Genomic DNA, 23,217 nt, shown 5'->3' with positions numbered 1-23,217 from the left:
TGTGTTAAGCACGCCGCCAGCGTTCGTCCTGAGCCAGGATCAAACTCTCCAAGATATCTTGAAGCTATTTGAATAGCTCATTTGTTTTGTTGTCGCTACTATTAAGTAGCTTTGAATTATGGTTGGTTTTGACTGTGTCAAAACCCGCACTCTGGCATATGTTCAATCATTATGATTGATTACCTATCATTGTTCAGTTTTCAAAGATCTGCGCCCCTTCATATGGGGTACTTGAATATAATAACATTTCCATATACTGATGTCAACAAAATTTGGACAAATTTTACGACAAATTTCAGGAAAATTTTATCATTATTTTTGCACAATTTCACGGCCTAATTTTACAGATTTAAAACTTGAGTTATATTACTTTTTAGGCATGTCATATAGAAAGAATTTAAAATAAAAAGAAGCCGCAACAAGAATACATCTATTGCATTCTGTTGCGACTTCTTGTCTATATGACAGTGTGTTAATAGAATCCCTTATTTGTGTCTCAACACTGTATATAAAAACTTTTATATATAAGGTTATTGCAACTGTACATTCCTTATAACAAAAGCTATACATATAATGTGATTATATGTATTAGATGATTAGTTATCTGTCTGAATCGCTTCACGAAGGTTAATTTCGTGCATGTCTCTAACAGAAGGTTCTTCTGCAGACATATTTTTTACAGTTTGTTTTGTAGCAAACCAAACTGCTTCATTCATGTAATAACGCAATTCTTCATTAGATACATGTTCTTGATCTTGTGCCATGATATCAAGCATAGCATCTTCCAATGCTTGTGCTTCTTCATCAGTCAAAGGACCGCCAACGGCCTTTTGTTTTTGAAGCAATTCATTCATGCGATCAACCATGCTGCGCAATACATTGTAACCATAGCTATTTGTGTAACCTTGGTCCTTATCATATTTAGGGAATGTGTAATAGCTATACTCGTTTTTATTACGGTTTTCACCATTCCAGTTCAATGCAGTTTCTTGGCCATGTACATAACCTAAAGAATGTTTACGGAAATAATCAGCATAGTTATGCTTATCTTTAGAATGTAACCATTTAGCTTCTTCTTTAGTTAACGCTTGATGATTATTCTTTTTGCTTTCAGCTAAAGCAATGTGTTTTTCCGCATTTTCCCATGCTTTCACAAATTCATGGATACTTTGTACCGCCTGAGGGCTAGCCACAGGAACCAATACAACAGAACCTGTTGTAGGCACTTTAGCTGGATTTGGTAAAAGCAATGGATCATCAAATGTAGCAGATGCCGCATTAACATGGAATACGCCACTGCCAAATAATACTGCCGCTGTGAAAGCAAGCAAAGTGGATTTTTTCATTATATATTCCTCTTTTCTATCAACGAATTAAATCGGGTGGGAGGATCCCCTAAAGGGGAATCCTCAACCCGTAATGTTCAGTATGAACGTATTACAAACCTAGTCTTGCCATCATTGCAGCAATATTAGCTTTCATTTGTTCATTTTCAGCTTTCAAATCAGCTACTTCACCTTTTAATCCTTGATTTTCAGCTTTCATTGCAGCAAGTTCACGTTGCATTGCATATGTAGAACTGATAGGTCCTTTACGATAACGATCTGCAGTTTCTGCTTCGCCGTCTCTGTTACCTACTTTCCAAGTTACACCAGCATTTGCCATCATATGGCTATTGCTGCCTGCCCAAGCTACACCAGCATGTAACATCATGGATTCATTTTTATAATGAGCCACACCTAATGCCAATGCGGAGTCGCCACGGTAGTTACCGTAACCTGCCATGATTTGAGTAGGTTCGTAAGGGTCATAAGCCATAGGTTTCAATGCGGACAACGCGGAGGACATCGCACCAACTTGACGAACTTCGTTTACAACATTATTCATGCTGTTTGCAACACGATTAAGTTGGGAACCATTAACAGCATCAGTAGAAGTGGAGCTAATTTCGCCTGGAGCCACGTTAGTAATCTTATTACCGCCGTTGTTCAAACCAGAGCTTGTTAAGGATACGCTGCCACCACCATTATTCTTAATTGTGATACCGTTACCATTTGTCACAGTTGTATGACCGGAGTTATCCATAGTTGTAATGGAGTTGATACCAGTAATATCTTTTGCCAAACGAACATTCAAGCTGCCGTTGTTATCGGAAATAACACCGATATTGTTTGCAGTGGAAAGTTTGCTTTCATCAGTAACGCCACCTTTAACAGTCACTTTTTGACCTAGGTCACGATGGAATTCGCCTCTATCACCTGCAAAGTCTAAGCCAGCTTTCTTAAGGCCGTCAATACCTTTCTTCAAGTCACCGATGTTAGCACCATTTGTTAAGCTGCTGCTATTATCAGCAATATTGTTGATATCTTCGCCTTCGCCATAACCGCTTGCCATGTTAACAACTTTATTGCCACCATTGTTCAAGCCGTCCTTAGTCAATGTTACTGCACCAGTACCATCTTTAGGGGAACCTTGACCTGCTGGAGGAGTAGTAATTGCAACACCGTTGCTGCTAACAGTAGTAGTTACTTTAGTACTACCCATGCCAGATGTAACAACCACACCATCTGCAGTTGTGCTTGTTCTCTTAGTCTTTTTGTCAGTAGTTACAACACCGTTAACAGTCAACTCAGTGGACTGAGTTGGATTGTCTACAAGTACACCTTTAGCTGTTGTTTGAGTTGTATTATTTTGACTATCAGATACTTTCACATTATCTGCAGTAAGAGTAGTCTTATTACCAAATGTATCAGTGCTTGTAACACCTCTACCGTTTGTTAAAGTAGAGTGTTGTTGATCGTCTGTAGTTGTGGTTACACTGCGTAAGTTCAAGTCTTTTTTGATATCTACAGTGTATGTTTTAGACTTATCTGCATTAACTGTAGTTTCTACAGTTGTATTGCCACTATCGCCAGCTTTCACTGTTGTAGTTGCTGCCGCCATGCTGCTCTTCAACTGTTGAACATTAACTGCATCTGTATCATTTACACCAGCTGCCACGTTAGTAATCTTTTGATTATTTGCATTTAAGCCTTCGTTAGAAATGTATGTTTTACCGCCTACAGATACGCCTTTATCGTCAAGTACAACTTGTTTGTTTGGATCGGAACCAACTGTTACAGAGTCAAGACCTTTAAGGTTCTTAGCAAGTTTAACGTTCAAGTTACCGTTTTCATTAACTACGCCAATGTTACCATTTGAAAGTTTAGAAGCATCAGCTTCGCCACCTTTAAGTTCCAATGTTTGACCGAGGTCTTTATGGATAGCTTCACCGGAGTCGCCTTTGAAGTTCAAGCCTTTCTTAGTCAAGTCTTGAGTGTTCTTATCAATTTTGTTATCTACAACTTTCAATTGATCTTCTGTTGCAGCTTGACCATTAGTGATCTTATTAGGATCCCAAGTTCTGTTAGTCAAATCGTTAACAGTACCAGAACCACCATTGATAGTTACCTTACCGGAGTTGATTGTACCGTTTGTACCATTGATAGTTACAGCATTAGCACCTTCGCCAGCTCTAATGATACCTGTTGTACCATCGAAATGAACTGATGTATTGCCGGAGCCCAATGTCACTGTGTCTTTCAAGTTTACAGTGTATGTTTTAGCTTTTGTAAGATCGTTGATTTCTTCTTCAACATGAATGTTCTTGCTACCTTTTACCTTAGTATCGGACGCAGCTTTTACTTCGTTCAATTGTTTAAGGTTAACAGCATCGCTATCTTCTGTACCAGCTTTAACATTTTTGATTTGTGTATTGTTTGCATTGAAGCCGTTGTTTGTAACAAATGTATTACCGCCAATTGTCAAACCATTATTATTAATAGTTGTTTGACCAGTTGTTACGCTGTTCAAGCCTGTTAAATCTTTTGCAAGTTTAACATTCAACTTACCGTTTTCGGATACAACACCGATATTGTTGTCAGACAATTTAGCTTTATCAGTAATGCCACCTACAACATCCAATGTTTGACCAAGGTCTTTATGAATTAAATCACCAGAGTCAGCTTGGAAGTTTAAGCCTTTCTTACCGTTGTCTGTAACTTTTTGATCCACAGATTTCAATTGATCTTCTGTTGCAGCTTGACCGTTAGTGATGTTATTAGGATCCCACGTTCTGTTAGTCAAGTTGTTTACAGTACCATTTGCACCGTTAACTAGAACTTTACCAGCATTGATGTTTCCTGTTACACCATCGATCGCTACTTTACCAGCATTAATTGTGCTGTTCATACCATTGATAGTCACTGCATTAGCACCGTTACCAGCTTTTACGATACCAGTTGTACCGTCGATATTAACAGCTGTGTCGCCGGAACCTAATGTTACAGTGTCTTTCAATGCCACTGTATAAGTCTTAGCTTTTGTAGTAGGATCTTGAGTTTCATCAACATTGATGTTTTTGCTACCTTCTACTTTTGTATTAGATGCAGCTTTTACATCGTTCAATTGTTTAACATTTACAGCATCGTTGTCTTCTACGCCAGCTGTTACGTTTTTGATTTGCGTATTGTTAGCGTTGAAGCCATTATCTGTAACGAATTGTTTGTTGTTGATTGTCAAGCCATCGTTGTTGATAGTTGTTTGACCAGTTGTTACGCTGTTCAAGTTTGTTAAGTCTTTTGCAAGTTTAACATTCAACTTACCGTTTTCGGATACCACACCGATATTGCCGTCAGACAATTTAGCTTTATCAGAAATACCACCTACAACATCCAATGTTTGACCAAGGTTTTTATGAATGCTTGTTGCGTCATCACCTTTGAAGTTCAAGCCATTATTAGTGTTGTCTGTAACTTTTTGATCTACAGATTTCAATTGGTCTTCTGTTGCAGCTTGACCATTTGTGATGTTTGCAGGATCCCAAGTTCTGTTTGTCAAGTTGTTTACAGTACCGTTTGCACCGTTAACTAGAACTTTACCTGCATTGATGTTACCTGTTACGCCATTGATAGTTACTGCGTTAGCGCCGTCACCAGCTTTTACGATACCTTTTGTACCGTCGATGTTAACTGCTGTGTTACCGGAGCCCAATGTTACAGTGTCTTTCAATGCAACTGTATAAGTCTTAGCTTTTGTTACATTATCTACAGTTTCATCAACATTGATGTTTTTGCTACCTTCTACTTTTGTATTAGATGCAGCTTTTACATCGTTCAATTGTTTAACGTTAACAGCATCGTTATCTTCTACGCCAGCAGTTACGTTTTTGATTTGCGTATTGTTAGCATTAAAGCCATTAGCTGTAACGAATTGTTTGTTGTTGATTGTCAAGCCATCGTTGTTGATAGTTGTTTGACCAGTTGTTACGCTGTTCAAGCCTGTTAAGTCTTTTGCAAGTTTAACATTCAACTTACCGTTTTCGGATACAACACCGATGTTGTTGTCAGACAATTTAGATTTCTCAGTAATGCCACCTACAACATCCAATGTTTGACCAAGATCTTTATGGATTAATTCGCCAGAATCAGCTTGGAAGTTCAAGCCTTTCTTAGTCAAGTCATTGCCGTTGTCAGTGATTTTCTTATCAACAATTTTCAATTGGTCTTCTGTTGCAGCTTGACCACTTGTGAAGTTTTTGCCATCCCAAGTGATGTTTGTCAAGTTATTTACAGTACCAGCAGTACCGTTGACAGTCACTTTACCGGAGTTGATAGTGCCGTTTGTACCATTGATAGTTACAGCATTAGCACCGTCACCAGCTTTTATGATACCTGTAGTACCGTTGATGTTGATTGCATTATTGCCAGAACCTAAAGTTACATTATCTTTCAATGCTACTTTGTAAGTTTTAGCTTGTGTATTAGGATCTACTGTGGAGTTAACATTGATGTTTTCGCTACCTTCAACTGTAGTGTTAGATGCATTTTTAACTTCATTCAATTGATTCAAGTTAACTGCATCATTGCCATCAGTACCAGCTTTTACGTTTTTGATTTGTGTGTTATTAGCATCAAAACCGTTAGCTGTAACGAATTTATTACCACCAATTGTTAAACCTTCGTTATTAATTGTTGTAACACCAGTTGTTACACTTGTTAAGCCAGTCAACTCTTTAGCGAGTTTAACATTCAACTTACCGTTTTCAGATACCACACCGATGTTATTGTCGGACAATTTAGCTTTATCGGAAGTACCACCTACAACGTCTAATGTTTCGCCAAGGTCTTTATGAATGCTTGTAGCATCATCACCTTTGAAGTTCAAGCCCTTCTTAGTCAAGTTGCTACCGTTGTCAGTGATTTTCTTATCAACAACTTTCAATTGGTCTTCTGTTGCAGCTTGGCCGCTTGTGATGTTATTAGCATCCCAAGTGATATTTGTTAAGTTGTTTACAGTACCTTTAGCACCGTTAACAAGAACTTTACCGGAATTGATATTGCCTGTTACACCGTCAATCGCTACGTTACCAGCAGTAATTGTGCTGTTTGTACCATTGATAGTTACAGCATTGTTGCCTTCGCCGGCTTTTACAATACCTTTTGTACCGTCGATGTTAACAGCTGTATTGCCGGAACCCAATGTTACTGTGTCTTGTAAACCAACTGTATAAGTCTTAGCTTTAGTAAGTGGATCTTCAGAATCAGTTACATTGATGTTTTTGCCTGCTTTTACAACAGTTTTAGCTGCCGCTGCGTTGTTAGATACTTCTTTCAACTGTTTAAGGTTAACTGCATGATTATCCTCAGTACCAGCTTTCACGTTTGTGATTTGAGTATCGTTAGCATTGAAGCCATTACTTGTAACAAATGTGTTGCCACCGATTGTCAAACCATTGTTGTTAATAGTTGTAGCACCAGTTGTTACGCTGTTCAAGCCTGTCAAATCTTTAGCAAGTTTAACATTCAATACGCCGTTGTTATTAACTACGCCGATATTATTTTCTGAAAGTTTAGATGCGTCAGCTTGACCGCCAGAGATTTTCAAAGTTTGACCAAGGTCTTTATGAATTGCAGTACCTGCATCACCTTGGAAGTTCAAGCCTTTTTCTACGATTTCAGTTTTTGTAGTATCAATTTTATTGTCTACAACTTTCAATTGATCTTCTGTAGCAGCTTGACCATTAGTAATAGCCTTAGGATTCCAAGTTCTGTTAGTCAATTCGTTAACAGTACCTGTAGTACCATTGATTGTTACTTTACCAGAGTTGATAGTACCATTTGTGCCATTGATAGTCACAGCATTAGCGCCGTCGCCAGCTTTCACGATACCTGTTGTACCGTTAATATTGATAGCTGTGTTACCAGAACCTAATGTTACTTCATCTTTCAAGCCTACAGTATACGTTTTAGCTTTAGTTACATTGTCGATGCTTTCATCAACTTTAATGTTTTTACCTTCAGCTACCTTTGTATTTGCTGCAGATGCACTGTTGGATACTTCTTTTAATTGTGCCAAGTTTACTGCATCGCTGTCGATTGTACCACGAGCAACGTTAGTAATCTTGTTACCACCATTATCCAAGCCAGTTTTAGTAAGAGATACAGATGCATTGTTTGTAGCACCGTTGCTAATAGTTACACCGTTGGAAGTAACTTTTGTATCGCCTACAGTTACGCTGTTCAAACCTTTAAGGTCTTTAGCCAAACGAACTTTCAAGTCATTAGAGCCATCAGATACAACACCGATGTTATCTTCAGCAGTTAATTTGGATGCTTCTGTGATACCACCTTTAACGTTTACTTGTTCACCAAGTTTTTTATTGATTACGTTACCGGAGTCACCACCGAATTTCATGCCTTTATTGATCAATTCTTCTTTAGTCTTGAACAATTGGCTACCGTTGATAGCATCTGTGGATGTAGCTGTTACAGCACCATCTTTTACATTTGTAATAGTAGTACCGTTCGCACCTTCTAATGTTACCTTAGTTTTATCAACAACACCGTTATTGATGTCATATTTAACAGCACGATCTGTCAATTTATCTACGGAAGATTTGGATGCAATGTTATTGATTGTAACTTGCTCTTTAACGCCTGCATGGTTTTTATCCTCTACGGTCAAGGATACTTCACCATTGTCGTTTACCTTGTAGGAACCGTCAGCGCTGGAGTTTCTTACAAGACGATAGTCAGTTGCACTGCTACCTTGTTGAGTAATTTGTTCACTAACTTTTTTCAACTGATCTTCAGTCGCTGCACGACCGGATACGATAGATGTGGAATCCCAGTTCTTATTGCTCAAGTTAGTTACATAATTACCAGTTTCACTTGCATGTTTCGTATTTTGAACAGTTTGAGCGCCCATTACAACAGCACCAGCAGTCACTCTGCCTGCAATACCATCAAGAACTACTTGATTGTTACCGCTACCCAATGTCACTTTGTTGTTCAAACGAAGATCATATTTAGCGCCTTCAGTGCTTGTAGCAGGAGTTGTTGTCAATTTAAGGTTATCATCGGAAACAGTTACTTTTGAATGTTTGCCTGCTTCGATTTTTACATCATGTAATTGGCTACCATTTACAGCATCTGTAGAAGTAGAGGATACTTCGCCAGCTTTCAAGTTAGTAATTGTTGTGCCACCTTGACCTTCCAAAGTAACCTTGTTTTTATTAACAGTTGCACCGTTAAGATCATATTTAACAGCACGTTCTGTCAATTTATCCAATTCAGTTTTGGATGCGATATTGTTGATTGTTACCGTATTAGCAGGGTTGTTAGGATGAGCTTCATCTTTAACTTTCAAATCAACTTTGTTGTTTTCTACAGAGTAAGAACCATCTGCAGAATTTGTATTATTGATCAAGCGGTAATCTGTTTTAGCCGCATTAGTAGTCTTGATTTCATCAGACACTTTTTTCAACTGATCTTCAGTTGCTGCACGACCAGATGTGATGGTAGGATTCTGAACATTCCATTCTTTATTGTCCAAACCAGTTACATAGTTTTTATTGTCGCTATGTTTACCTACACGAACAGAACCTGCAGTTACGCTGTTCAAACCTGTTAGGTCTTTTGCTAACTTAACATTAAGGTTTCCGTCTTTAGCTACAACACCGATGTTATTGTCAGATAAAGCACCTGTAGCGCCACCAGTAATACCTAAAGTATCACCAAGTTGTTTATTGATTTTAACATTGTTATCGCCTTGGAAGCTCAAGCCTTTAGCGATCTTGTTAGTGTTATTTGTGATATTAGTAGTATTGATATCTTGTTGCTCTTTAGAAGCAAGGTTCGTCAACTTAACTTGTTTAGGGTTGGAACCATCAGCATCAGCAACAGTCAATGTCATGCTACCATCAGCAGCTACTTTATATTCGCCATTGCTACCTGCTGCAGGGTTTGCAATCAAACGGTAGTCAGTTTTGGAAAGACCATTAGAGATTTTAGAGATATCAACATCGAATGTTTGATTGTCATTACGTGTCAATGTCAATCTCTTACCGTCATTGGATACTGTACCGGATGTAACATACGTATTTTTCAAACCTGTTACTTCAGCAGTCAAACCATTTGTACCGGTCATGTTAATCTTGCCGTTACCGTTTGCTTCATACGTTGCAGAACCACGTTGCAAGTATTTATCGTATTTTGCAGCAATACGAGAAATATCACCAATATTAGCCGCATTAGTTAATGTATCACCGCCAGATTGCACATTGGTAATTTGATAACCACCAGCATTGATACCGGTTTTGCTCATAGATACGCTACCAGTTGTAACGGAGTTGAAGTTTGCATTATCAACTGTTGCAACTGTAACATTGTCTCCGGCGCCTTCTAATTTAATATTTTTACCAGCGTTAAAGTTCACTGTACGGTTTGGAGCTTTTACGTCTTTAACCTTTTGGCCATTAACTTGAAGTTCCCAACCTTGGTTTACGGATTGAATTGCTTCATGAACAGTGTTTTTACCTGTATCACCAATATTAGTCATGGTGATAGTACCGTTTTGGTCAACCTTAGCATTACCGCCTAAGATATTTTTAGTGCTTTTAGCTACATTACCTACTGCATTAGCAACGCCATATAATTGGCTACCATTAATAGCATCTGTAGATTGTGCATTCACACGACCAGCTGCTACGTTAGTAATTGTACGTTTTGTAGAGTTATTACCTACGCTAACGGTAGAATCAGCAGTACCACCAGCATAGTTATATTGCAAACCGTTAATAGTTTCACTAGCAGTGCTTACAGGAGCAGCTGTTGCAGAATTAGCACCTAATGCAACGCCACGAACATTATTTACTGTTGCTTTGCTACCGAGAGCTAAGCCTTCGTTTTCTTGTACACTTGCTTCGCTACCGATTGCTACCGCATCAGTTACTTCTTTTTGAGCTTTAAGTTTAGTGATTAATTCAGGATTATCTTTGTAAACGCTACGATCACGTACACGTTCTAATGTACCAGCTTGAGCGCTTACGCCCAATGCGATGGAGCGGGAACCGGTTGCTTGTGCATCATCACCGATAGCCACAACATTTTTCTTGTCCCCATCTTGAGTACTTAACGCACTTGCTTCACGACCCATAGCAATAGAGCCGTAACCTTCGGAATGAGCATTGTTACCGATAGCTGTAGAACGTTCGCCTAATGCCCATGCCGCATTACCTGCAGCCACAGAGGAACCGCCCAATGCATAAGTATCATTACCCAATGCCACGCCGGAACCACCATGAGCACGCGCGGAGTTACCTACGGCAACGGAGTTATTTACTTTATATTGAGGGTCATTTTGAATACCGGATTCAGCATTGTTACCAATGGCAATGCCGTCCATTGCACGAGTTTTGGCATTGTTACCAAGAGCAACCCCGTTATCACGATAATGTGCTGCACCGTTACCGATAGCCACGCCTTGAATACCTTGAGATGTCGCATGATTACCGATGGCTACGCCTCTTACATAACCTTCACCTTTATAATTTGAACCTGATGCTACATACGCACTAGTACCCATAGCTACGCTATCTTCGGTATCTGATTTAGCACCTTGACCAATAGCAATGGAACGAGCTGCATTAGCTTGGGTATTAGTAGTTTCGTCATATGCTGTATACGGTGTGCCATTATCATCATATTTAGGAGTTGGATTTGCAGAACCGATAGCAATAGATTGATCACCTGTTGCCAATGCAGAGTGCCCCATAGCCAAGCTAGCTTTACCCTGTGCAGATGCAGCCGTACCGATAGCTGCCGCATATTGTTTGCCAGCATAGGCTTGTCTCATCATAGCCAAGGAGTTAAAACCTTTTGCTTTAGCAGCAGAACCGACAGCAATAGCGCCGATTTCTTCAGATTGAGCATAATGGCCTAAACCGATACCCAACGCACGAGATTGAGAATAGTCGCCGATAGAAATACCGGATACGGATCCATCTTTAGCACGTGCATTAGCTTTATTACCGATTTGGATGCCGAACACCTTATTATTGGTATATAAGTGTCCTTGTCCTGGATTCCCTGGTGTTTTGTAATCATACATATTAATAGTTGGTGCACCAGGGTTTGGTGTTAACCATGTCACACCGCCCGCAGTATATTCCTGACGATCCGCATTAGCCGGTGTTAAAGCAACCCCTCGATCAGATTCTGCCTGAACACCCGAAACCAACCCACTACCGCAGGTTAAAACCATAGCCGCCAAGCCAACTTTTACCGAAGCTTTAGCGGAATTACTAACAAAGCTTTTGGAGCCACGAGTATGGCTTTTTGCGATTTCAGATACAACGACATATGCGCCTCGTACCTGACTCCAAATTACCCTATAAATACGATTCATTTAGTAGTACCTACCTTTCACACAGTTTTATAAGGGATTCTAAAACCAACACTAAAACACTAAAAATAATAAAATTTTCATCAAAAATTTAATTACTATACATATAAAATATCAGATTAGTTTATGAATGTAAATATATTTTTTTCACATTTCGCTCATTTATTTTCAGAACTTTAAACTTCTTTTAAAAATTGATTTTCTTACTCATTTAAATATATTTTCAATCATAAAAACCCTTGCTACAATGGGCCAAACAACACTTATAATCTAAAACTAATGATTTTATAGTAAATTAATCATATTCATAATTTTCGATTAAAATTATATGTTCTGTATTATACACTATTATGAAAGGTTTGTGAAGTCAAATACAAAAAAAGAACGAAAGTCTTTTCACAGTAGACTTTCGTTCTTTCATTTTATATACCATATAGGGTTAAAATCATCTAATCTTCATGGGTATTTTCTGGTACATCAACAGATTTTACCGCATGAATATAAAATGAAATTTATATGATTTACATGCCTAAACGACTCATAATAAGAGCTAATTGTCGTTTAGTTTCTTCGTTATCTTTCTGTAGACGAAGGTTGTCTTCTTTCAATGCCGCATAGTCTGCAGTTAATTTTTCATCCTGCGCTTTCATGCGTGCATTTTCAGCTTTCAAAGCAGTCATTTCATCCTGCATTACGTACATAGAGCTGATAGGACCGCCCTTATACCGTTCAGGAATAGCCTTCTTCTCATCAGAAGAACCGAATTTACGAGTTACACCGGCATTCACCATATTATGACGGCTACCAACAGATACACCTGCATGGAACATAGTATCTTCCGATGTGTAATGCGCAACACCTAAAGCCGCTGCGGTTTCACCTCTGTAATTGCCGATACCAGCCATCACTTGAGTTGGTTCTAACGGATCGTATTGAATTGGTTTCAACGCAGACATCGCCGCCGCATGAGCACCTACACGTTGTGTTTCGCCCGCCACGGAATTAATTGCATTAGCCATTCCCTCCGTAACCCCCTTCAATTGATTTACGTTAACCGCATCCGTTCCGTTTACACCAGGACCTACATTGCTAATTGTTTTACCACCGTTATTCAATCCATCTTTAGTAAGGCTTACGGTGTTACCGCTAGCAGGAGTAATGGTTACGCCACTGCCGTTCACAACCGTAGAGTTACCTCCAGCATCCTTAGTCGTTACTGACGTAAGACCTTTCAAATCTTTCGCCATACGAACTTTAAGATTAGTGCCGTCAGATACGACGCCTAAATTATCTTCGGCCGTCAACTTGCTAGCATCAGTAATACCACCGACTACGTTTACCTGTTCGTTAAGCTTTTTGTTAATCACATTACCAGAATCGCCACCGTATTTCATACCATCGTCTTTGGTTGCCACTTGATGTGTCTTGCCCTGTTCATCTTGGTACTTAATACGAGTAATAGCATTGCCTCCGAGATCAGAATCGCCCTTATCAGCGGTAATATCCGCATTACGACCATCTTTGCCAGTTAAACCGATGTGACCAACGCCGTCTTTACCTGACATAGATACAGCATCTTTACCGTCTTTACCTGTAACAGCTACTTTTCCGTCTGTGCCATTCGCAGCGTCTGGACCTGTAATGGAAACGCCATCTTGACCATTTTTGCCGACTTTCACCTTATCAGTATTGACCGTATCAGCAGTAACTGTTTTGGTAGTAATACTATCGGTCTTAAGATTCTTAGCCATTTTAATAGTAACATTACCATTTTCGGCTACCGTTTTGATATTTTCGCCAGAATAGTCACTATCAGCCCCTTGACCTTCACCTTTGATGGTAACCTTTTGACCTAAATCACGGTGGAAATCACCTGTATTACCGGCAAAATCCATGCCTTTCTTCGTAATGTCATCACCTAAGTTATTAATCTTATTATCCAAGGCTTTATGGGACTTCTGCAATTGATCTTCTGTAGCAGCACGACCGCTTGTGATATTGTTAGGATCCCAATCTTTGTTTTCCAAACCTGTCACATGACCGTCCTTGCCATCAACAGAGACCTTACCTGCTCCAATCTTACCATCTTTACCATCAATAGTTACCTTGTCGCCAGCCTTAATTGTACCGTTTGTACCGTCAATCGCAATATTACCAGCCTTGATTGTGCCTTTATCGCCATCGATTTCAACTTTATCACCTGCTTTAATGGTGCCTTTGTTGCCGTCGATTGTAACCTTGTCACCGGCTTTGATCGTACCTGTTGTACCATCCATCGCAATTTGTTTCGTAGCATCAGATCCCATTGTTATTTGGTCTTTGAGGCCCACTTTGTAATTTGTAGAGCCATCACCATTAGTGGTCTTATCAACTTTGATATTATTACCTTCTGTTACGATTGCCTTAGCAGCGTTAGCCGCTGTATCCAATTGAGATTTATTAACCGCATCCTTAGGATTTGTACCGTCAGCTACGTTTGTAATCTTATTGCCGGCTGCATCAATACCATCTTTCGTCATAGATGGACCATTGGTAATCTTCACGCCGTCCTTTGTAATAGCAGTCAACGGGTTGCCATCCTTATCTTGAACGGTCATGCCTTCACCATTAACAACGGTTTTACCGTTTGCACCATTAGTGCCATTGTTGAAAGTTATGGAATCTAGGCCTTTCAGATTTTTTGCCAAACGAACATTAAGGATATTATTCTTGCTAATAACTCCAATATTGTTTTCGGTCAACTCAGATTCATTGGTGACACCGCCCTTAATGTCCAATTGTTCATTAAGTTTCTTCTTGATGGTAGTGCCGGAGTCGCCACCGTATGCCATGCCATCATCTTTGGTTGCCACTTGATGGGTTGTACCATTTTCATCTTGATATTTAATGCGCGTGATTTCATTTCCATTAATATCAGCAGCGCCTTTATCAGCGATAATATCCGCACTATGACCATCTTTACCAGTTAAACCGATGTGACCTACACCGTCTTTACCGGACATAGACACTACATCCTTGCCGTTCTTATCTGTAACAGCTACTTTACCGTCGGTGCCAGCCCCATCTGGACCTGTGAGAGATACGCCATCCTTACCGTCTTTGCCGACTTTCACGGATTCAGCCTTAAGATTTTTGTTCATTTTTACATCAATTGTTGTATTACCTGTTGCAGCATCTTGTTTGATGAACGTCTTAATATTGTCACCGCTATAGTCGGTATCAGCAGCATTGCCTTCACCTTGAACAGTGATAGTAGAGCCTAATTTATTAGTTTGTACACCGCCTACATTGGCATTGAATTTGAGACCTGTATCAGTTTGACCCGCCAAAGCTTGTTTCAATTGATCCTCTGTTGCAGCACGACCGGATACGACTTTACCTGCGTCCCAAGTCTTATTATCAAGCCCTGTCACGTAGTTACCTGTATTAGCAGGGGTTGCACCATCGGCTTGTTTACCCATGGTTACAGTACCGGCTTTTACAGTTTCTGTAGCCGTAACAGTGGTAACGTTAAGATCTTTCTTCAATTTTAGACCAATCTTAGTGTCGTCACCGGTTTGCGTGATTTCCGTCGTAATATTATCGTCGCCGTTTACCGTTACCTTGGAGCCTAATTTATTCGTTTTTGCATCATTATTATCTGCGTCAAAACGAAGACCTTTATTGGTCAGTTCAGTCTTAGCGTCATTAATATTATTGTTGAGTTCAGTTTTAGTGTCAGCGATATTTTTATTTAATTCGGTTTTAGTATCGCCAATGTTTTTATTTAATTCAATCTTTGTATCAGCGATATTCTTGTTTAACTCAGTTTTAGCTTCATGTAATTGACCGCCGTTAACCGCGTCTTTGGAATTAGCCGCAATATTACCATCAGCAACATTGGTAATCTTTTGATCATTCGCATTGATGCCATTTGGAGATACATAATTCTTACCGCCTACGGTCAAACCACCACCATTGATGGTTGTTCCACCAGCTGTTACGCTGTCCAAACCAGTTAATGTTTTAGCTAACTTCACGTTTAACGTACTGCCATCAGATACGACACCAATATTATTATCAGTTAAATCTGCAGCTGCAGCTCCGCCTTTAATGGCAACAGTACCACCTAGCTTCTTGTTAATAGTTGTGCCAGAATCACCGTCAAAATTCAAGCCTTTGTCCACTTCGGATTTAGATGCTACATCTTTAATCGTTACGGTTTTTGTTTTATCCGGATGGTTCTTATCCTGTACGGTCAATGCTACGTCACCATTGGCATCTACAGTGTAGTCACCATTAGAGCCTGCCGTAGGATTCGCAACGAGACTAAAGTCTGTTGCACTAGCACCTTGTTTCTTAACTTCATCACTAACCGTTTTCAATTGGTCTTCCGTTGCTGCACGGCCAGATGCAATCGTAGGATTATCAATACTCCATGTCTTATTATCAAGACCTGTTACGTAGTTACCCGTATTAGCAGGGGTTACACCATCGGATTGTTTACCCATAGTTACCGTACCAGCTTTCACAGTTTCCGCTGCCGTAACAGTGGTAACATTAAGATTTTTCTTTAATTTAAGACCAATCTTCGTATCGTCACCAGTTTGTGTAATTTCTGTGGTGATGTTATCGTCGCCGTTTACCGTTACCTTAGAGCCTAGTTTATTAGTTTTTTCAGCGTTATTATCCGCATCAAAACGAAGGCCTTTGTTGGTAAGTTCAGTTTTAGCGTCACCAATATTTTTGTTGAGTTCAGTTTTAGTATCACTGATATTTTTATTCAACTCGGTCTTAGTATCGCTAATGTTTTTATTTAACTCAGTTTTAGTGTCATGCAATTGACCGCCGTTCACCGCATCTTTGGAGTTAGCCGCCACATCGCCATTAGCAACATTGGTAATCTTTTGGTCGTTCGCATTGATGCCATTTGGAGATACATAATTCTTACCACCTACGGTCAAACCACCACTATTGATGATTGTGCCACCAGCTGTTACGCTTTCCAAACCAGTTAATGTTTTAGCTAACTTCACGTTTAACGTACTGCCATCAGATACAACACCAATATTATTGTCAGTTAAATCTGCAGCTGCAGCTCCGCCTTTAATGGCAACAGTACCACCTAGCTTCTTGTTGATAGTCGTACCAGAGTCACCGTCAAAGTTCAAGCCTTTGTCCACTTCGGATTTAGATGCTACATCTTTAATCGTTACGGTTTTTGTTTTATCCGGATGATTCTTATCCTGTACGGTCAATGCCACGTCACCGTTAGCAGCTACAGTATAGTCACCATTGGAACCCGCCGCAGGATTAGCAACAAGACTGAAGTCCGTTGCATTAGCACCTTGAGTTTTGATAGCTTCAGTAACTGTCTTCAATTGATCTTCTGTTGCAGCACGTCCGCTAACAGCAGTAGGATTAGTTACGCTCCATGTCTTATTATCAAGACCTGTTACGTAATTACCCGTATTAGCAGGGGTTGCACCATCGGCTTGTTTACCCATGGTTACAGTGCCGGCTTTCACAGTTTCCGTAGCCGTAACAGATGTAACATTAAGATCCTTCTTCAATTTAAGACCTATCTTCGTATCGTCACCGGTTTGCGTGATTTCCGTCGTAATATTGTCGTCGCCGTTTACCGTTACCTTGGAGCCTAGTTTATTCGTTTTTTCAGCGTTATTATCTGCGTCAAAACGAAGGCCTTTGTTGGTAAGTTCAGTTTTAGCGTCATGCAATTGACCACCGTTAACCGCATCTTTGGAGTTTGCAGCAATATCACCATTAGCAACATTAGTAATCTTTTGGTCATTTGCATTGATACCGTTCGGAGATACATAGGTCTTACCACCTACAGTTAAACCTCCAGCATTAATAGTTGTGCCACCCGCTGTAACACTATCCAAACCGATTAATGTTTTAGCTAACTTCACGTTCAATGTTGTACCATCAGATACGACACCGATATTATTGTCCGTCAAGTTTGCAGCTGCGGCGCCACCTTTAATAGATAACTTATCACCCAACTGTTTATTAATTACAGCGCCGCTATCTCCATCAAAGTTAAGACCTTTAGCTATATCTTGCTTATTCTTACCGATGTCAGTTGTATTTTGAGCAATATCAGCCTTGTTCTTAGTTATATCTTGTTTATTCTTACCAATATCAGTCGTATTCTGAGCAATGTCAGTTGTGTTTTGAGCTATTTTATCCTTGTTCGTATTAACTTGCGTATTAACAGATTTCAACTGATCTTCCGTTGCAGCACGACCAGTTACGGCTTGTGGATTATCTACATCCCAAGCAGTATTGGTAAGACCAGTTACCGTGCCTGCAGTACCATCCACAGATACAGGATTAGCAGTTCCTAAGGTGATTTTATCCCCTAATCCGACAGTATATTCCTTACCGCCGGCTGCATTTGTACCTTCTTCTACAGTGATGTTGCTGTTTTTAGCTTTCACAGTACTTGCCTTAGCAGTTCCACCGATAGCATCCTGCAACTGACTGAAGTTAACCGCATCAGTAGGATCTGTGCCTTTTGCTAGACCGGTAATCTTTTGATTATTTGCATTGATACCGTTTGGCGTTACGTAGGTCTTGCCGCCTACGGTCAAACCACTACCATTAATAGTTGTTCCACCAGCCGTTACGCTATCCAAACCAGTTAATGTTTTAGCTAGTTTCACATTTAATGTGCTGCCATCAGACACGACACCGATATTATTATCCGTAAGATCCGCCATAGCACCACCTTTAATGGTAACAGTGTCGCCTAATTTTTTATTAATCGCAGCACCGCTATCGCCGTTAAAGTTTAATCCTTTATTGATATTGGTTACATTTGTATTGACCTTATCATTAACGGATTTCAACTGATCTTCCGTAGCAGCTCGACCACTTACAGCTTGAGGATTATCCGCGTTCCAAGACTTATTATCGAGCCCTGTTACAAAGTTACCGTTTGCACCGCCTGCACCACCTGATTGTTTGCCCATAGTCACAGTGCCGGCTTTCACAGTATCAGCAGCAGTAATAGTAGTAACATTGAGATCTTTCTTTAATTTAAGACCGATCTTAGTATCGTCACCAGTTTGGCTGATTTCTGTCGTGATATTATCATCGCCGTTTACCGTTACCTTGGAACCCAATTTATTGGTCTTAGCACCGCCTGTATCCGCATCAAATTTGAGACCTGTATTAATCACATCATTCTTCGCAGTCGATATATTATTGTTTAGCTCGGTTTTAGCATTATCTATATTGCCATTCAGTTCAGTTTTAGCGTCATTAATATTTTTATTGAGTTCAGTTTTGGCATCACCGATATTTTTGTTTAATTCAGTTTTAGCATCATTAATGTTGTTATTTAATTCGGTTTTAGCCGCATGAAGTTGACCGCCGTTAACTGCATCTTTGGAATTAGCCGCCACTTCACCATCAGCAACATTAGTTATTTTCTTGTCATTCGCATTAATACCGTTCGGAGTTACATAGGTCTTACCGCCTACGGTCAAACCACTACTATTGATAGTTGTACCCCCAGCCGTTACGCTATCCAAACCGGTTAATGTTTTAGCTAGTTTTACATTTAATGTGCTGCCATCAGATACGACACCGATATTATTATCCGTCAAATTCGCAGCCGCTGCACCGCCCTTGATGCTAAGCTTATCGCCCAACTGTTTGTTAATTACAGCACCGCTGTCTCCATCAAAATTTAGACCTTTAGCAATAGTTGTATTGATTGTAGAGATAGCATTTTTATTAGTCGCAATATCTTGTGTGTTCTGAGTAATATTTTGCTTGTTTTGTGCAATATCAGTCTTATTTTTACCGATATCAGTAGTATTTTGAGCTATATCAGTCTTGTTCTTAGTTATATCTTGTTTATTCTTACCGATATCAGTCGCATTTTGAGCAATGTCAGTTGTGTTCTGAGCTATTTTATCCTTATTTGTATTGACTTGCGTATTAACAGTTTTTAACTGATCTTCCGTTGCAGCACGACCAGTTACGGCTTGTGGATTATTTACATTCCAAGCAGCATTAGTAAGTCCTGTTACAGTTCCTGCGGTTCCGTCCACAGTTACAGGATGTGCCGTACCTACCGCAAGTTTATTGCCCAATCCAACAGTGTATTCCTTACCACCATTCACATTGGTACCTTCTGTTACGGTTACATTTGCATCCTTTGATTTTACTGTAGTCGCCTTTGCAGTACCACCGATAGCACTTTGTAATTGACTGAAATTAACCGCATCGTTAGGCGCTGTACCATTAGCAACACCAGTAATCTTTTGATTATTAGCATTGATGCCATCAGGTGTTACATAGGTTCTAGCACCTACACTCAAACCATTTTTACTAATAGTAGTATTTCCTGCATTAACGCTCTCTAATCCTGTTAAATATTTTGCCAACTTTACAGTCAATCTACCGGTACCATCGGATACAACACCAATATTATTATCGGATAATGCCCCTGTAGCACCGCCTTTAATGACTAGAGTATCACCTAATTTTCTCTTAATCGAAGCACCTGTATCGCTGCTAAAATAGAGCCCTTTTTCAAGAGTATTATTGATAGTGTTAATATCATTCTTATTAGTAGTAATATCACCTTGTATTTTTGTGATATTTCGTGCATTGGCACCAATACGGCTTGAGTTATCTGAGATATTCTGCGTATTTTGATTAATAAAATACTGATTGGAATTAACTCTCTCATTAACCCGCTTTAACTGATCTTCCGTAGCAGCACGCCCTGTAACAGGTGCTGGATTATTTACATTCCATGATGTATTGGTAAGACCTGTGACCGTTCCTGTACCACTATCTATGGTTACAGGATGCGAGGCCGCCCCTTTCCCTACAGTAATCTTATAGTTTAAGCCGACAGTATATTCTTTACCACCTTTCGCCGTTGAGTTTTCCCTTATCGTAATATTACCATCATCATTTGCTTTTACAATGGCTTCTTTAGCTGTACCGTTAATTGCTCGTTGCAACTGACCGTAGTTAACTGCGTCCTGACTACCTGTACCGTCTGCAACACCTCTAAGCTGTTGATTATTGGCATTAAGGCCACCGGTTGACACATAGAGTTTATTGCCTACAGACACCCCTTTATTATCAATCGTAGCAGTTCCTGCTGTTACGCTATCCAAACCAGTTAATTTTTTAGCCAATTTCACATTTAGTGTGCCATTTCCGTCTGCTTGAACCCCAATATTGTTGTCAGCCAAAGCACCGGTAGCGCCACCTTTTATTCTTACTGTGTCACCTAATTTTACTTGGTTCTGAACAAAGTTATCACCATAAAAGAACAATCCCTTATCGATATTGTCTTTATTATATCTAATAGCATCGTGGATCGTGCTTTTACCTGTAAAACCGATATCGCTCATCGTTAATTTACCGGTATCAGGATCGAGCGCCGCATTACCGCCAAGGATATTTTTAGTAGTAGTGGCTAAATTGCCCAAGCTATTTGCTACGGCATATAGCTGACTACCATTAATAGCATCTGTAGACGAAGGATTCATACGCCCTGCTGCCACATTTGTAATCGTGCGTTTTACCGTATCATTACCGATACTTACAGTAGAATCTGCCGTTCCTCCCGCTAAATTCTTATACCACAAACCATTTACAAGCTGATTCGGTGTACTATCAGTATCCGCAGTCGCAGAATTAGTACCTAATGCAACTGAGCGATTATGATTTTTGTTTACCGTCGTATTTCTACCAAGAGTAACACTATCCTCTGCATTGCTAACTGCACGATTACCGATGGCAATACTATTTTTCTGAACTGAGTCAGAATCTGTACCAATAGCTATAGAAGAATCCTCACGGGCATTACTTTCCCAGCCCATTGCAATGGAGTTGAGTCCTACTGCATAGGAGTTTACACCAAGAGCTCTGGACCCTTCGCCCTTAGCTTGTGCATTATTACCAATTGCAACGGCCCATTTACCTCTTGCCTGTGATCCGTTGCCCATTGCAACGGCACCACCGGCAGCAGCTTTAGCATTGTTACCAAATGCCATGGAGGATCCACCCCAAGCTCTAGCATTGGTACCAAATGCCTGATCATTATCGGCGCCCACATAGTTACCGGCCTCATCATATCCAGCCCAAGAGGTATTACCGAGGGCAAAACCATTTAAAGAAGCTACTTTTGTCGCATTTCCTATCGCAACACCATTATTTACTTCAACCGTTGCATTTCTTCCGATTGCAACACCTTGCACATTACCAACATTATTCCTATTAGTTTTTGTAACAGTAGCTCCTGTCCCCAAAGCCACACTGTTATCCGCCAGTGCTGTGCTATTATCACCCATTGCTACAGTGCCATTTTTAGCCTGAGCACCAGCCCCTTGCACAATAGTACTCCCATGCACGATCATTGGAGACATCATGGACATAAATAAAGCCGTAGCAATCACAGACCCGGATATCTTGGCAAATACCGATGTCATTGTCGAACGTTTCGACATATTCTTCGCTGTTTCAGCTACAACGACATAACATCCTTTTGTACGACTCCAGATTACTTTAAAAATTCGGTTCATCTCGTCTTACTCCTTGCATAAAACTATCAGATTATATGAATATAATAAAATATTTTATAACTATTTTAAAAAGTAAAAATACAGTTAATATATGGCTATTTACCGATGCATATCATATTAAACATATCATATTCTATGGTAAAAGTAAAAAATTTTTCACTCTACGCTCACCTCTAAACGATAAATATTTATGAATATACAAAAACTCCGCCATATACCTTATGAATATGCTAAATGTACTAATTTTTTCGCATAAAATTAACTTCATGAAAAAAATGTATTTCACCTTAGTTTACTATTATGATCTAACTATTACTCACCTATTTTAATTACATTACAAAATACCATGACATATATATGCTCAAATAGTCATTAAATCTATTTTTTGCATGCAAAAAGGCGCCAAAAGCATTTCGCTTTTGGCGCCTTTTATAAGCACTGCCGTGTCAATATGTTATGTTATGTTATTTTATATTATTTCAAGCCCGCTTGTTGCATCAATAATGCAATTTGTGCTCTCATTTCTTCATTGTCGCGTTGTACTTTTTCGTACTTAGCTTTCAAAGCAGTCATTTCATCTTGCATTACGTACATGGAACTGATAGGGCCACCTTTGTAACGTTCAGGAACTGCTTTCTTCGCATCGGAAGTACCGAATTTACGAGTTACACCAGCATTTACCATGTTATGGTGGCTACCAACAGATACACCTACATGGAACATAGTGTCTTCTGCTGTGTAATGTGCAACGCCAAGAGCCGCCGCAGTTTCACCTCTGTAATTACCGATACCGGCCATCACTTGAGTTGGTTCCAATGGATCATATTGAATCGGTTTCAATGCAGACATAGCCGCTGCATGAGCGCCTACACGTTGTGTTTCGCCCGCTACGGAGTTAATAGCATTAGCTAACCCATCTGTAGCACCTTTT

General features: G+C 39.8%; 4 protein-coding genes. All 4 read right to left on the bottom strand.

Annotation, left to right across the window (positions count from 1 at the left end):
- Window positions 1-596 precede the first annotated feature (596 nt).
- Entirely contained in the window at window positions 597-1,346 is a 750-nt protein-coding gene (locus tag E6X37_RS10235; protein ID WP_004698028.1) for a hypothetical protein, read from the bottom strand.
- Window positions 1,347-1,437: 91 nt separating this feature from the next.
- On the bottom strand, window positions 1,438-11,727 hold the full coding sequence (locus E6X37_RS10230) for an ESPR-type extended signal peptide-containing protein (protein ID WP_316689787.1): 10,290 nt from the start codon (window positions 11,725-11,727) through the stop codon (window positions 1,438-1,440).
- 518 nt (window positions 11,728-12,245) lie between these two features.
- A complete protein-coding gene (locus E6X37_RS10225; RefSeq protein ID WP_316689786.1) occupies window positions 12,246-22,286 on the bottom strand; it encodes an ESPR-type extended signal peptide-containing protein in 10,041 nt (3,346 codons plus the stop codon).
- Window positions 22,287-22,760: 474 nt separating this feature from the next.
- Window positions 22,761-23,217, bottom strand: a 457-nt coding sequence (locus E6X37_RS10220; RefSeq protein WP_316689785.1) for a YadA-like family protein, incomplete at its 5' end; no start/stop codon positions are given.

The sequence above is a fragment of the Veillonella parvula genome, from assembly GCF_032550495.1.
Taxonomy (GTDB): domain Bacteria; phylum Bacillota; class Negativicutes; order Veillonellales; family Veillonellaceae; genus Veillonella; species Veillonella parvula_G.
This window is presented reverse-complemented; position numbering and strand designations above follow the sequence as displayed.